Annotated in this window: 14 protein-coding genes and 1 pseudogene; 7 read left to right on the forward strand and 8 right to left on the reverse strand. The window is 35.0% G+C overall.

Features of this window, described 5'->3' with window-relative positions:
• Window positions 1–149: 149 nt before the first annotated feature.
• Both VLC96_RS13525 and VLC96_RS13530 read left to right on the forward strand, forming a co-directional pair.
• Window positions 150–833, forward strand: coding sequence for a glycoside hydrolase family 78 protein (locus VLC96_RS13525; RefSeq protein WP_325263708.1), 684 nt, complete (start codon window positions 150–152; stop codon window positions 831–833).
• 770 nt (window positions 834–1,603) lie between these two features.
• Complete coding sequence (locus tag VLC96_RS13530) at window positions 1,604–2,002, forward strand: c-type cytochrome (protein WP_325263710.1); 399 nt, start codon at window positions 1,604–1,606, stop codon at window positions 2,000–2,002.
• Between the two features lie 139 nt (window positions 2,003–2,141).
• Here VLC96_RS13530 and VLC96_RS13535 read toward each other — a convergent pair whose 3' ends face one another.
• The 3 genes from VLC96_RS13535 to VLC96_RS13545 all read right to left on the reverse strand — a co-directional run bounded on the left by VLC96_RS13535 (window position 2,142) and on the right by VLC96_RS13545 (window position 4,935).
• Window positions 2,142–3,197, reverse strand: a complete 1,056-nt coding sequence (locus tag VLC96_RS13535) for an NAD(P)-dependent alcohol dehydrogenase (protein WP_325263711.1) — start codon at window positions 3,195–3,197, stop codon at window positions 2,142–2,144.
• Window positions 3,198–3,504: 307 nt separating this feature from the next.
• Window positions 3,505–3,909, reverse strand: coding sequence for a (R)-mandelonitrile lyase (locus tag VLC96_RS13540; protein WP_325263713.1), 405 nt, complete (start codon window positions 3,907–3,909; stop codon window positions 3,505–3,507).
• Window positions 3,910–4,038: 129 nt separating this feature from the next.
• The gene (locus VLC96_RS13545; RefSeq protein ID WP_325263714.1) at window positions 4,039–4,935 is read right to left on the reverse strand and encodes a helix-turn-helix domain-containing protein; all 897 of its coding nucleotides are present in this window, start codon (window positions 4,933–4,935) and stop codon (window positions 4,039–4,041) included.
• A 176-nt stretch (window positions 4,936–5,111) separates the two neighbouring features.
• Here VLC96_RS13545 and VLC96_RS13550 point away from each other — a divergent pair, with 176 nt between their 5' ends.
• Window positions 5,112–6,092 carry an aldo/keto reductase gene (locus tag VLC96_RS13550; RefSeq protein ID WP_325263715.1) on the forward strand — a complete coding sequence of 327 codons (981 nt, stop codon included), beginning with the start codon at window positions 5,112–5,114 and terminating at the stop codon, window positions 6,090–6,092.
• Between the two features lie 142 nt (window positions 6,093–6,234).
• Here VLC96_RS13550 and VLC96_RS13555 read toward each other — a convergent pair whose 3' ends face one another.
• Window positions 6,235–6,474, reverse strand: coding sequence for a hypothetical protein (locus VLC96_RS13555; RefSeq protein ID WP_325263716.1), 240 nt, complete (start codon window positions 6,472–6,474; stop codon window positions 6,235–6,237).
• Window positions 6,475–6,825: 351 nt separating this feature from the next.
• Here VLC96_RS13555 and VLC96_RS13560 point away from each other — a divergent pair, with 351 nt between their 5' ends.
• From VLC96_RS13560 to VLC96_RS13575, 4 genes are read left to right on the forward strand one after another with little or no spacing between them, the layout of a single operon-like run.
• Complete coding sequence (locus VLC96_RS13560; protein ID WP_325263718.1) at window positions 6,826–7,146, forward strand: ArsR/SmtB family transcription factor; 321 nt, start codon at window positions 6,826–6,828, stop codon at window positions 7,144–7,146.
• Window positions 7,143–7,646, forward strand: a complete 504-nt coding sequence (locus VLC96_RS13565) for an SRPBCC family protein (RefSeq protein ID WP_325263719.1) — start codon at window positions 7,143–7,145, stop codon at window positions 7,644–7,646. The genes VLC96_RS13560 and VLC96_RS13565 overlap by 4 nt, the downstream gene beginning before the upstream one ends.
• Before the next feature lie 5 nt (window positions 7,647–7,651).
• The gene (locus VLC96_RS13570; RefSeq protein ID WP_325263720.1) at window positions 7,652–8,155 is read left to right on the forward strand and encodes an SRPBCC family protein; all 504 of its coding nucleotides are present in this window, start codon (window positions 7,652–7,654) and stop codon (window positions 8,153–8,155) included.
• A 9-nt stretch (window positions 8,156–8,164) separates the two neighbouring features.
• Complete coding sequence (locus VLC96_RS13575; RefSeq protein WP_325263722.1) at window positions 8,165–8,542, forward strand: DoxX family protein; 378 nt, start codon at window positions 8,165–8,167, stop codon at window positions 8,540–8,542.
• A 230-nt stretch (window positions 8,543–8,772) separates the two neighbouring features.
• Here the strand turns inward: VLC96_RS13575 and VLC96_RS13580 are convergent, their stop codons facing one another.
• The 4 genes and pseudogenes from VLC96_RS13580 to VLC96_RS13595 form a co-directional block, all read right to left on the reverse strand.
• Window positions 8,773–9,087 (reverse strand): GIY-YIG nuclease family protein, encoded by a 315-nt coding sequence (locus VLC96_RS13580; protein ID WP_325263724.1) that lies wholly within the window; start codon window positions 9,085–9,087, stop codon window positions 8,773–8,775.
• Between the two features lie 586 nt (window positions 9,088–9,673).
• Complete coding sequence (locus tag VLC96_RS13585) at window positions 9,674–10,762, reverse strand: efflux RND transporter periplasmic adaptor subunit (RefSeq protein WP_325263726.1); 1,089 nt, start codon at window positions 10,760–10,762, stop codon at window positions 9,674–9,676.
• Between the two features lie 238 nt (window positions 10,763–11,000).
• On the reverse strand, window positions 11,001–14,273 hold the full coding sequence (locus VLC96_RS13590; protein WP_325263728.1) for an efflux RND transporter permease subunit: 3,273 nt from the start codon (window positions 14,271–14,273) through the stop codon (window positions 11,001–11,003).
• Window positions 14,274–14,285: 12 nt separating this feature from the next.
• A pseudogene (locus tag VLC96_RS13595) lies at window positions 14,286–14,563 on the reverse strand (TolC family protein); the annotation flags it as partial.

The following is a 14,563-nucleotide window of genomic DNA, read 5'->3' on the forward strand; positions in this document are numbered from 1 at the left end:
GCTTTAAACGGAACGCTTATTTCAAACAAAACTTATACTCTCGAAAATGGAAAAGCGCAACTAACCCTAGAAAATCAAGCCGCAGGAGTCTATATTGCTAAAATTGAGTTGAATACTCCTGTTTATCTAAGAATCATAAAAAAATAAAAATGAAGAAGTTTATATATCTGTCAATCATTGGTTTTCTAGTTCTTTCATGCAGTGGCATAGAGACACTTGATCCCGAAAACACAGCACCGACAACACCAAAAATAACTGCTCCAACAGACAATAAGTTGTGTGTAGATAATATAGTGAATTTTCAATGGAATGCATCTACTGATGCGGAGAATGATGCCATAACCTATCAAATCCAAGTGGCAAAGGACAACCAGTTTGCCCAAATTGTTAAAACAGTAGAGGGCACGGCAGTTTCGCAAACAATTACATTGGATAAAAACACGGCCTATTATTGGAGGATAAAAGCAACCGACAGCAAAGGTTTGTCAAGTGCTTATTCAGCTACCTATACATTCTATACCTCAGGTGATGCGGTAATCAACCATTTGCCGTTTGCTCCAAATTTGCTTTCTCCTGATCTAAATGCCGTATTGACTACCACAACAGCCACTTTAAAATGGTATGCCTCCGATGTCGACGCAACAGATGTTCTTACTTATGATGTTTATTTAGGAACTGTAAATCCGCCAACTGAAAAAGTAGGTGCAGATCTAACGTCAATGACTCTGGATGTTCCCGTAACCGCATCAAAAGAATACTTTTGGAAAGTAGTGGTAAAAGACAATAAAGGTGGAGAAACTGTTGGACAGGTATGGAAGTTTAAAACAAACTAAAGTATACGCTGGTTTCAGCGTCCTATAGTGTTCAAAAGCCGTCTCATTTTCAGGAATGAGGCGGTTTTTTGTTTTTAACCAATGAGATTGAAATTGTAATTTATTGTTTTTTAGTATAATAGATGAATAATGCAGCGAAAATGCTTATATTTGTTTAGGTCCTTTCATAGTTGTTTATGATGAAAACTAACTTTGATTTTTCCAATTTTAACTTACTTCAATAATTCTAAAATGAATTGCTATCAAAAAGAAAGCAAAAATAGTCGCCAATAATGTTCACGAATATTTGCATCGCGAGCCTTATTATGTGCATCCCAGATTGAAATTCATTCCTAATATAATCATAAATGGCATTTGTCTTTTGATTGCCATTGCATTAATAAGTACCATTTTGTATTTGATATTTAGCTATTTGATTAAGGCATTTTATCATTTATAAAGATTTGAATTGAATTCGAAAATTATAAACCTTTTTTAGCATTACAATCTTCTAAACATAGCTCGTTTTTTAAGAATTTAAGTTCTCAAAAATTCTTTGTTAGTTAAGAATAAATAAAAAATAAATTAATAGCATTTGATAATGGGATACTTATATTTGCTAAAAACAATTATATGCGGAATCAATAAAATATTTGCTTTGTATTAAATATTTGCTAATTTTGCAGTGTTATTTTTGTATTTGGTTGATGATTTATCAATAACATGACAAAAATCATGTTTTTTGCTATAACGATTTCATATATTTGATATATAATTTAAATAGCACGGTCATGAAAACAAATTTTAAATTTTTGGTACTGATTGCTTTATTATTTATTGGAGGAAAAAGTTTCGGTCAGGAAATAAGTTGGACTGCACCAGAATATTCCAATACATTAAAAAATCCTTTTGCAGGGAACAAAAAGGCAACAGATGAAGGAAAAGTGATTTACAACCAAATGTGTGTATTGTGTCACGGAGTAAATGGTCAAGGAAACGGAGAAGCTGGTTTGACATTAGAACCACGTCCAGCAAATTTTTTAGCACTACATGTGCAGAATGAAACCGATGGTGCTATTTTTTGGAAGATAACCAACGGAAAAGCTCCAATGGCAACTTATTTTGAAATATTAACAGATGATCAACGATGGAAGTTGGTCAATTATATAAGAGAATTGGAAAAAAAATAATTTTGAATTAGTAACCGAATAATTTTTTTTTTAAAACCGTTACCACTTAATTTATTTAAGGAGTAACGGTTTTTTTTTTAGCTTTCTAAGTTTTTGATTTGCAGATTCCAATAGATTGAGCTCAAAAACTTAGAAACTTTTATTTAAGTGAAGCCATGTCAATCACAAAACGGTAACGAACATCACTTTTCAGCATTCTTTCGTAGGCTTCGTTGATGTCCTGCATTTTGATTAATTCGATTTCGGACACAATGTTGTGTTCTCCACAAAAATCAAGCATTTCCTGAGTTTCGGCAATACCTCCAATCAAAGAGCCTGCTACCGATTTTCTGCCCATAATCAAAGGAACTGAATGTAAAAATGGATCCAATGGCCCCAAATATCCAACCAAAACGATAGTTCCATTCACATTCAATGTGCCAACATATGGATTAATATCGTGAACATAAGGAACTGTATCTATAATTAGATCAAATTTCCCAATCACACTATTCATATGGCTGTCATCTGTCGAAATTACTACAGCATCGGCACCCAATTTAAAAGCATCTTTTTCTTTGTCAGGACTTCTTGAAAAAAGTGTCACATCTGCTCCCAAACCTTTGGCAAGTTTGATAGCCATGTGTCCCAATCCACCTAAACCAACAACGGCAACTTTACTTCCTTTGCCTACTTTCCAGTGACGAAGTGGTGACCAAGTCGTGATTCCGGCACATAATAAAGGAGCTGTAGCAGCCAAGTCAAGATTCGCAGGGATTTTTAAAACAAAATGCTCATCGACCACAATTTTTTCAGAATAACCGCCTAAAGTTGGCCCGCCTAAATATTTATCTTGGCCATTGTAAGTTCCTACCCAACCATTCAAACAATATTGCTCTAAATCATGTTTGCAATTATCACAAGTCTGGCACGAATCTACCAAACAACCTACAGCTGCAAAATCGCCCACTTTTAGTTTAGTAACTGCATCTCCAACTTTAGTCACTTTTCCAACAATTTCGTGACCCGGAACCGCAGGATAAGTGGTAAAACCCCAATCATTTCTCGCCGTGTGCAAATCGGAGTGGCAAACCCCACAATACAAAATTTCAATTTCAATATCCTTTGCAGTCAGGTCTCTGCGTTGTATTTCCATTTGCTCCAAAGGCGCTTCAGCAGTTTCTGTACCGTATGCTTTTACTTTTGTCGTTCCCATTTTTACTTTTTTTGTTAGTGATTTAATGTTGAATTTATGTTTTAATAAAAGATATTTGATTAACAAATAAATAGGTTATTGATATTGTAAGTTTAAATTTTAGGAGCAGAACATTTTGGTTTTGCAACAACTTTAGTCCCGCTGTACACTATATTCCCGATAACAAAAACTACGGCTAAAAAGCCTTGTTTTTCTAATCGGGAGATGCCGTTTCCATCGGGGCTAGTTTAGAAATGTAGTTTTTCATAAGGGTAAAACCCAAAAATCATTTATTCAAAAACCTGTACTTGTTAGAATATCTGTCGTTTTATTGTTTAATTGCACTTTGATATTCTTCGTCTGTTACTGGTAAAAGCCAGGTTACTTGTACATCATCCTTGTAATTGGTTATAGCAATGTGAGCCATTTTATTTGTAGAAGACGCACCATGCCAATGTTCAATATTTTCAGGAATATTTACTACATCTCCTTTTTTAATTGGTTGTGCCGGTTTATTTTTTTCCTGATAAAAACCATCACCTTCAATTACAATTAATACCTGACCCTTTGGATGTGTATGCCAATTTGTTCTTGCATTTGGTTCAAAAGTTACCCAACCGGCCGAAAATTCATTGTTTTTATCTTTTGCAACCAGAGCTGTCAAAAATGCGTTTCCGCTAAACCATTCGTTGGGTAAAGGTTGTCCTTTTGGAAATATTTCTGTTGTATCCATTGTTTTTCTAGTTGGGTTATTGTCTTAATTTGATAGACTTTTTAAAAAATGCAAACCTGAACTTCACGAGTAGCACTCATCGGTATGATCAAATAGATTCGGGTTAATTAGTGAATTTATGCCTAATTTTTAATTCAAAAATCGGTATTCATTTGGAGTATAGCCAGTTGTTTTTTTGAACATTCGATTAAAATGTTGCGGATATTTAAAACCTAACTCAAAAGCAATTTCACTAACTGATTTGTCAACATCAAAAATACGCTCTTTTGCAAGGTCAATTATTTTTAACTGAATATGTTCCTGAGCTGTTTTGCCGGTTTCTTTTTTAATTAAATCTCCAAAATAATTAGCGGAAAGATGTAAGCATTCAGCAAAATAACTCACACTAGGAAGCCCAAGTTTATTAGGATTCTCAGACTTAAAATAATCATTTAGTAATTGCTCAAATCGGGATAAAATTCCAGTATTTAGATTTTCCCTTGTTATAAATTGCCTGTCATAAAAACGAACACAGTAGTTTAGTAATAATTCGATAGTATTAATGATGATACTTTTGCTGTGTTTATCAATTGTTTGTTGCAATTCAAATTTAATTTTGTCAAACAGTTCTTTTATAATCTGGCGTTCTTTTTCGGACAAATGCAAAGCTTCGGTTATTTCATAGGAAAAGAAAGTGTACGTATCCATTCGCTTACCTAATTCACTTCCTTTCAATAAATCCGGATGAAAAACGAGTCCCAAGCCAGTCGGTTTATAATTCTCATCATTATTGATTTCCATTACTTGTCCCGGTCCAATAAAAATAAGTGTACCTTCTTCATAATCATACGTTTTTCGACCATATTTCAGTTCACCGCAATCGCCACCTTTTAAATAAATGCTGTAAAATGCCAAATTCATTTTAACGTGATTAGGAAGCATTTTGCTGTCAGAAATATCGAAAACACTAATCAACGGATGAATCGTTTCGATTCCCCTTAAAGTGTTGTATTGGGATATTTTGTCAATTTTTAGAATGGTGTTCATTGCCTTTTCTTTAAATTTATACAAATATACACTGCTTATAAATAGCTTGTTAGCCTTTAAACTCAAATCAGTAAAAATGGTAAGAACAACCGTAATTGATATACAACGAGAGTTTGCTTATATTCAGAAATTTGTATGACTCTTAATTATAATTATAAACACTAAACAACAATAAAATGGAAAAACGAAAATTAGGAAATAGCGGATTAGAAGTATCTGCTTTAGGATTGGGATGCATGGGATTGAGTTTTGCTTATGGTCCCGCTTTAGATAAAGAACAAGGAATAAAATTAATCAGAGAAGCTTACGAAAAAGGCATTACTTTTTTTGACACCGCCGAAGCTTACGGAATTGCCAATGAAGAATTAGTAGGCGAGGCTTTGGCTCCATTTAGAAAAGATGTTGTTATTGCTACTAAATTTGGATTCAAAGAAGGAAATTCAACTTTAGGTTTGGACAGCCGACCAGAAAACATACGAGCTGTCGCCGAAGAATCTTTAAGACGATTAAAAACCGATGTTATTGATCTATTGTACCAACATCGTGTTGATCCAAATGTCGCTATCGAAGATGTTGCCGGTACCGTAAAAGAATTGATCCAAGAAGGGAAAGTCAAACATTTTGGCCTTTCGGAAGCGGGAGCAGAATCTATTCGAAAAGCGCATGCTGTACAGCCCGTAACAGCATTGCAAAGCGAATATTCAATTTGGTGGAGAGAACCAGAATTGGAAATCCTGCCAACAATCGAAGAACTAGGAATCGGTTTTGTTCCTTTTAGTCCTTTGGGAAGAGGATTTCTAACAGGAACAATTACTGATAAAACGCAATTTGATTCAACTGATTTCCGGAATAATTTGCCTCGTTTTAATGAAGAAAATAGAAAAGCCAACCAAAAATTAGTGAATTTGTTAGCGGAAATCGCTTCGCAAAAAGGGGCAACTCCAGCACAAATTGCTTTGGGATGGTTATTGGCACAAAAACCATGGATTGTTCCAATTCCAGGAACTAAAAAATCGAATCGATTGGCCGAGAATATTGGCGGTGTTTCGATTAATTTATCAGCAAGTGATATCCAGGAAATTGATGATGCTTTTGCAAAAACCAATGTGCAAGGAGAAAGATATTCAGCCTATATGCAAAGTCATGTTGGCAAATAATTCATTAATTAAAAAATGGTCCAGTGAAACTTTTAGTGCAAAAAAAAAACCTGCAGTTTTAACACCGCAGGTTTGATTGAATAAAAATTAGCCCCCAATATATTGATAAAAAATGTTAACAGTCAAAAATAATCTAAACGATTTATTTTGTTGTTGTTGTCGTTGTCGTAGTTGATTTTTTTGCCTGAGTAGTAGTATCAACTATTGTTGTGTCTACTGGTGTTGTGTCTGTTGGTTCAGGAACTTGGGTAGTATCAACAGTTGTTGTTACAGAATCTGTTACAACTGTAGTAGAATCAGTTGATTCGGTTTTTTTACATGAAACTGAAAGTCCGGCAATCAGAATAACAATAGCTATTTTGGATTTAAATGATGTTTTCATAATGTTCTGTTTATTTAGTTTGTATTGCTAATTTTATATTTCAAAATTAAAATTTAGTCAGCAGTAGTTGTTATATAACTTTGTTTTTTTGTTGCATAATTTCCCACTTTGAATTTTTTTATAGAGCGCAACATGTACTTTACAATCCGTTTCGTTTTGCTGTTAGCTATAGTACTTATAATAGTTGGACATTGGGCTAGGCGAGAAGTGTAGTTTTAATCAAAGCTAGATCTAAATTCCTAGAAATGATATTTATAAATTTAAATTTCTTTAAAAAATACCATAAAAAAATTGCGCAACCAATTAGTTTCTTATATATTTGCAACTGATTGGTTTCTTAATTTATTTAAAATGAGAAGAGATATATTTCAGGCAATAGCAGATCCTACACGAAGAGCAATCATTGCACTTATTGCTTTGCAGGCAATGACACCTAATTCCATTGCCGAACATTTTGATACGACACGCCAGGCGGTTTCAAAACATTTGAAAATATTAGCCGAATGTGAGTTGGTAAAACAAGAACAGCAGGGACGCGAAATTTATTATAGCCTTGAAATCGATAAATTGAAAGAGATAGAGAAATGGTTAGAGCAATTCAAAAAGATTTGGGAAACCAGATTCAATCAATTAGATGATTTATTAGCAACAATTAAAAATACAAAAGAATGATGAACAGCAATTTACAATTCGATTTCCTTGTAAATAAGGAAAAGAATACGATTACCGTAAGAAGAGAATTCCTTGCCAGTCAGCAATTGGTTTGGGATTGTTATACTAAACAAGAATTATTGGATCGTTGGTTTGCGCCAAAACCATTAACAACCAAAACCAAATCAATGAATTTTAGCGAGGGAGGACATTGGCATTATGCAATGGTAGAGCCCAACGGAACTGAATATTGGGGATGGACAAGTTACACAGAAATAAAACCTATTGATTATTACAAAGCTTTAGATGCATTTTGCGATGCAGAAGGCAATATTAACACTCAGTTTCCACAAGCAAAATGGCTGGTTAGTTTTACAACCAAAGAAGAAAATGCAGTGGTAGAAACTGTTGTTACCTATAATTCATTGCAGGATTTGGAAGCAGTCATTCAAATGGGTATGAAAGATGGATTGACATCAACACTTGAAAGATTAGATGAGCTATTATTAACATTAAAATAAAAGTCATGAAAAATAGTCTAACGTTCGATTTTACTGTGAATAAAGAAACAAACACAGTACAGGTGCAAAAAGAATTTGCCGCAGGATTGGATTTAGTTTGGGATGCTTACACCAAACCTGAATTACTAGATCAATGGTGGGCGCCAAAACCTTGGTTAGCCAAAACAAAGTCTATGGAATTTAAAGTAAATGGCACAAGATTATACGCCATGCGCGGACCAGAAGGCGAAGAACATTGGGCATTGGCGAATTTCACTTCTATTTCGCCTAAAACCAATTTCAGATATTTGGATGCTTTTTGTGACAATGAAGGAAACATAAACGACCAACTGCCTCGCTCTGAATGGAATCTGGATTTTATTGACAAAGGAGATATTACTTTGGTCGATATCACTATCAAGCACAATGCCTTAGCCGATTTGGAAAAACTAATTGAAATGGGCTTCAAAGAAGGATTTACTATTGCCTTAAACGGATTAGATGAATTAATTAATAACTGGAAAAAATAATAGCTACATATGAAAAATAAAATCATATTTGTTTTAAGTCTTTTGTTCGGACTTATGTTTATCAATGCTGGTCTTAACAAGTTTTTTTTCTATATGCCAATGCCGGAAAATTTGCCAGACAAAATGCAAAAAGCAATGACAGCTTTTACCGAAATAGGCTGGATTATGCCGCTTGTTGGCGCAATCGAAACTTTGGGCGGAATATTAATTATTATACCAAGGTTTAGAGCATTAGGTGCAATTATTATTCTGCCAGTTATGGTTGGAATTGTCCTAACAAACATTGTACAGGATAGCAGCGGTTTACCTTTTGCCTTAGTTTTAAGTGCAATTTTGATTGTGATAATGTATCAAAATAGGGAGAAGTATGCACCGTTGTTTAAATAAATACATACAAACACTTTGATAAAAGTCATCATCAAGTCATGCCTAAATTGACATGAAATAAAATTAATAGGGAGCAGACCTTCTCGTTTTAAATCAACTTTAGTCCCGCTGTACACTATATCTTTTTATCTCGAAAAAAATCGAGATAAAAAGGATGCCGTTTCCATCGGGGCTAAGCGAGAGGTTTAGGATTTTTAAAGTAATTTTTCAAAGCAAAAAAAACGGAAGTTTTATTCAAATAAATAATTTAAAAAATCTAAGTCTGGGTTAATTATTTTTATCAATTCAATTTTTTTATCTCTACGCCAGCCTTTTAGTTCTTTCTCCCGCATAATGGCTTCCTGAATCCAAGTAAATTTTTCATAATAAAGTAAAAATTTCACATTATATCTTGAAGCAAAACTTTTGTTTCCCACTGTAATATTTTCTTTATGCTGATTTAAACGAATCCTTAAATTATTGGTTACACCAATATAAAATACAGTTTTCGATTTATTGGTTATAATATAAATATAATACGTATGATATCCCTGTTGTAACTCCATATAATCAAAGTTATATTTTTTTTAATAAATTTTTGCCATCTAGTTTTTAATGAGCGAAGATTCTTCGTTCCTCAGAATGACAAAAATGCGACAAAAACTTTGAGTAATAACGATCGATTTTCACCACTTTTCCCACCCAGTTTGTCATTCCGACGAAGGAGGAAACTCCGTAAGTATCTCGACAATGATTGTAAAACTTTATGAGTTCTTTTTATCACCCAGCTTGTCATTCCGACGAAGGAGGAAACTCCACAACTAGCTCGGCAATGAATATAACTTTGATGATAAGTATTGCAAAGATTCTTCGTTCCTCAGAATGACAAAAATGTGGAAAAGAAACTTTGATGAAAAGAGATCGATTTTCCATCACTTTTCCCACCCAGCTTGTCATTCCGACGAAGGAGGAAACTCCTTAAGAAACTCGACAATGAATGTAAAACTTTATGAGTTATTTTTATCACCCAGCTTGTCATTCCGACGAAGGAGGAAACTGTAAGTGAAACTCCGATATAACTCATTCTAAAAAAAAAGTACTGTAAAACCTAAGTCTCACAGCACTTCTTCCCCCAAATTAAAAAACCAATTATTATTCCTTTATATCATCGCCTTCTTTAATTTCTTCACTGGCGACTTTTACCATTTTATCATTCGGATTCAAATCACCAAAAATTTCTAGTTTATCATCAATTTCTCTTCCTTTTTTAACATCAATTCGGTGTGCTTTATGATTGTCCACCCGGATTACAAAAGTACCTTCGGCAGAATTTACCAATGCTGATTTTGGGATTACAAAAGTGCTGTCTTTTGCGTTAAGCGGCAAAATCACTTCGGCAACCATACCCGGTAATAAATTTGCTTTGGTGTTTTGAACGTCCATTTCTACACGTTCCGAGCGTAATTTCAAATCCAAAGCGCCAGACATTCTCTGAATCTTAGCTTTGAAAGTATCCGGCAATGATTTTACATTAAAACTCATTTCGTCCCCATTGTGTAAATAGCCTGTATACAATTCAGGAATAGAAACCGCCAAACGCAATTTGTCCTGTTGCTGTATCGTCAACAAAGGCAAATCAGAACCTTTTCCGGCAGGACCAACATACGTCCCTAAATTGACGTTTCTTGCAGCAACTACTCCGTCAAAAGGAGCACGGATTTCAAGATAACCTCTCATAATTGCAACCTCTTTATGAGCTGCAATTGCCGCCTGATATTGAGCGTAATCAGAATTTTTCTTTCCATTGGCCATTTCCAAATCATTTTTGGAAATTGTTCCTTCTACTTTACTCGTTTCGTATAAACGGTTGTAAGTGCTTTTGCTGGTTTCATAAATTGCCTGCATCGATTTTAATTTCGATTCGGCAGCAGCCAATTGGGAACTGATTTCGGGAGCTTCCAAAACAATCAAAAGTTGTCCTTTCTTTACTTCCGAACCAATGTCAACTTTTAAAACTTTAACAAAACTGCTTACTTTGGCATACAAATCGACTTGTTGAAAACCAGTTAATTCGGCTGGCAAACGCAATTCGGTTGTTAGTTTTTCTTTGGTCAAAAGAAAAGTTTCTGTTTTAGGTTCAATTTCTGTAGCCGAAGTTTCTTCTTTTTTAGAATTGCAGCTATTCAGGAAAAATACTGCTATAAAGAACAGCGCGCTCGATTGTATAATTTTATTTTTCATAAATGTGAATGTTTTTTATAGATATCCTCTGGAATAATTTTTTTAACCACATAGAAGCATAGATTTTTCTAATGTTTAAAGATTTGATAGGCGTCTTATTTTCCACATAGTCCATCTATGTGAAAAATAGTGCTATTTCTATATATTCTTTGACGATAAATTATAAATCTATGTCTTTATGTGGTTCATTTTTTATTTAGTTTGACTTTAGTAAAGCAATTTCACAAAAGGTTTTATATTATGATTTTAAGGATGAGATATAATGGATGCTTTCTTCGTCTTCAGGATCTAATGAAACAGATTTTGTCGAAGTATGTTCTTGTGCCCAGGCAAAAATTTGTGGCAGGATAAGCAATACGGCAAAAGTTGAAAACAACAATCCTCCAATAACGGCTCTTCCTAATGGAGAAACCTGATCGCCACCTTCTCCGTGACCAATCGCCATTGGTAACATTCCGGCAATCATCGCTACCGAAGTCATGATAATCGGACGAAGACGCAATGCTACCGCTTCACGAGCAGATTCTAAGGCGTTGCCATTTCGTTTTCGCAATTGCTCGGCATTGGTTACCAATAAAACCGCATTAGCAATCGAAACTCCAACTGACATGATGATTCCCATATAGGATTGTAAATTCAGTGTTGAACCTGTAATTGTTAGCATCAACAATGAACCTAAAACTACCGCAGGAACTGTAGTTAAAATTACTAACGAAACTTTGAATGATTGGAAATTGGCGGCCAACATTAAGAAGATTACAAAAATAGCTACCAATAATCCAACTTGTAAACTGCTTAATGTTTCGCTCAAAACTGTACTCATTCCGATTGGTGTGATGAATAAACCACGAGGTAATTCCCCCAGTGAGTTTATCGTCGCACTCACATCTTTCGTTGCCGTTCCCAAATCGGTTTGATGAATGTTGGCAGTAACCGTAATATATGGTATCGCTCCTAAGTTGTCGTTTTCACCATTTACAAATCCGGGTGTAATTTTTGCCACGTCACTCAAAACTGGGCGTAGCGAATTTTTCAATACAGGAATTTCTCCCATATCGGTTTTGCTTTTCATTTTATTCAAAGGAACCTGAACCTGAACATTTACTGATAAACCTGTTTTTTCATCTATCCAAGTGTTTTTCTCCGTATATCTCGATGATGAGGTAGAAGCGATCAGTGAGCGTGAAATATCATTCATATCCACACCTAATTCGGCAGCACGAGTTCTGTCAATATCAATATTCATTGCAGGATAATGAATTGGTTGCCCGATTTGCACATCTCTGAAATAAGAGAATTTTTTTAGCTTTTCAACAATTTGATTGGCATAGGTCTCATTTCGTTTTTTGTCTTTTCCAGCAATTCGAATTTCAATTGGAGTAGGAGAGCCTTGACTCAAAACTTTATCAGTCAGTTCAATAGGTTCGAATGAAATTTTCACATCAGGAAGAATTTTTTTAATTCTGGATCTCAATTCATCTTTAAAATCATCCATGTCAGCATGATAATCTTTCAAACTTATTTGAAAAACGGCTTCATGTGGGCCGGCAGTAAATAGATAAATCGGATTAATTGAGAATAAAGAAGGATGCTGTCCTACGAAAATGGATGTAATTCCGATGTGTTCTTTACCTACCATTTTGTCCATTTCTTTCAATACCAAAAGCGCTTTTTCTTCTGTACGTTCGATACGGGTTCCATCGGGAGCGCGCATTCTCAACTGAAACTGACTTGAATTTACTTTAGGAAAAACATCTTTTCCAATAAAAGTAATAAACACTACAGCTAGAATTGTAATACCTATTAAGTAAACTAATGAAGTCACTTTTTTGTATGGAAATATACGGTCTAAAGTCTTCATAAATCGAAGTCGGAATCGCTCGAATGCACTCAGTTTTCCATCAGAATTAAAATCGTCTTTTTCGACGATATATCTTTTCTGAGTAATCAAATCTCTCTCTGATTCTGGAGTTAATCCGCAATCGTTGAATTCGGCTTCATCATCGGTAATATCAGGTGCATGTTCGTGTTTTGGATGATCTTTCATCAACCAATTTGCCATTACAGGAACAAATGTTTGTGAAAGTAAAAATGAAATAACCATCGAAAATCCTATTGCTAATGCCAAAGGCAAGAACAAAGCTCCCGGAATACCAACCATCGTAAACGCCGGTGCAAAAACCGCAAGAATACAAAGCAAAATCAATAATTTTGGCAAAGCAATTTCTTTACAAGCATCCCAAATCGCGAGTGCCTTAGGTTTTCCCATGTCAAGATGCTGGTGAATGTTTTCGATAGTTACGGTACTTTCATCAACTAAAATTCCAATTGCCAAAGCCAGTCCGCTCAACGACATTAAGTTGATGGTTTGACCGAATAATTTCAAAAATAAAACTCCCGAAATAATCGAAATTGGAATCGTCATAATTACAATTAAAGCTGCGCGTCTGTCACCAAGAAATAATAAAACCATTAAACCAGTCAAAACTGCTCCGATTATTCCCTCGGTAATCAAACTTTTAACCGAATTGATTACATAAACCGATTGGTCAAATTCGTATGATAACTTCACATCTTCGGGAAGTGTACTTTGAATTTTAGGCAATTCCGATTTTAATTTCTGAACCACATCCCAAGTCGAAGCGTCTCCGGCTTTGGCAATACTCACATAAACAGAACGCTTTCCATTTACCAAAGCATATCCATTGGTAATGTCGGCGCCGTCTTTTACAGTCGCCACATCGCCTAATGTTAGGTTTTGAACGCTTCCTTTAAACAACGGAATCTTTTCGAAATCCTTTATTTCTTTAATCGTATTGTTTGTAGGTGTAATATAGTTTTTGTCACCAATTCTAACATTTCCCGAAGGAGCAGTTTGATTGTTTACACGAATCGCTTCTACAATCTGATCTGGTGTCAAATTGTGTGAACGTAATAAATCTGGATCTGCGTTAACCTCTACCGTTCTTGGGCTTCCGCCAAAAGGTGCTGGCGATAACAAACCCGGAATGGATGTAAACGAAGCACGAACATACACGTTTGCCAAATCCTGCAATTCGTTGTTAGACCTGATTTTACTGCTCAAAACCAATTGACCGATTGGTAACGAAGAAGCATCAAAACGAATGATAAACGGCGGTTGTGTTCCAGGAGGAAATCCCGCCTGAATTCTGTTGGATAAAGCACCCAATTCAGCAGCGGCCTGAGCCATGTTGGTGTTTTCGTAATAGGTCAATTTCATGATCATTAACCCTTGAACATTCTTGGTTTCAACCGATTTTATACCATTGGCAAAAGGTAAAATATTGACATAATTTTTGGCAAAATAAGCCTCCATTTGGTCAGGTGTATATCCTCCAAACGGATGCGCGATGTAGATTACCGGCAAATTCATTTTCGGAAGAATATCTACTTTAATGTCTTTGATAGCGCCAATTCCGAAGAAAAATAAACCTGCTACCAATACCAATATTGAGATGGGTTTGCGGAGTGCAAAACGTATTAAATTCATTAGGATCTATAATTAAAATTCATTTATAAATAAGTCGAAATTGCCCGTTGCAGCTACTTTTAGCAAGTACGACTGCCATACATTATTGTTGATAATATCACGGTCAATCTCAGCACGATTTAGGGTAAACATGGTTTGTGTCAAATCGGTCAGTCCGTTTTTGTATAAAGTGGATTTTTGAATGTAAGCGCGTTGTGCTGCATTCACCTGAATAGGTGCTTCGGCATAATTTTCCAAAGTGATTTTGATTTTATCATTGGCAAAATTTAGCTGTGATTTCAGTTCCCTGT

The organism is Flavobacterium sp. (assembly GCF_035456085.1).
Lineage (GTDB): Bacteria > Bacteroidota > Bacteroidia > Flavobacteriales > Flavobacteriaceae > Flavobacterium.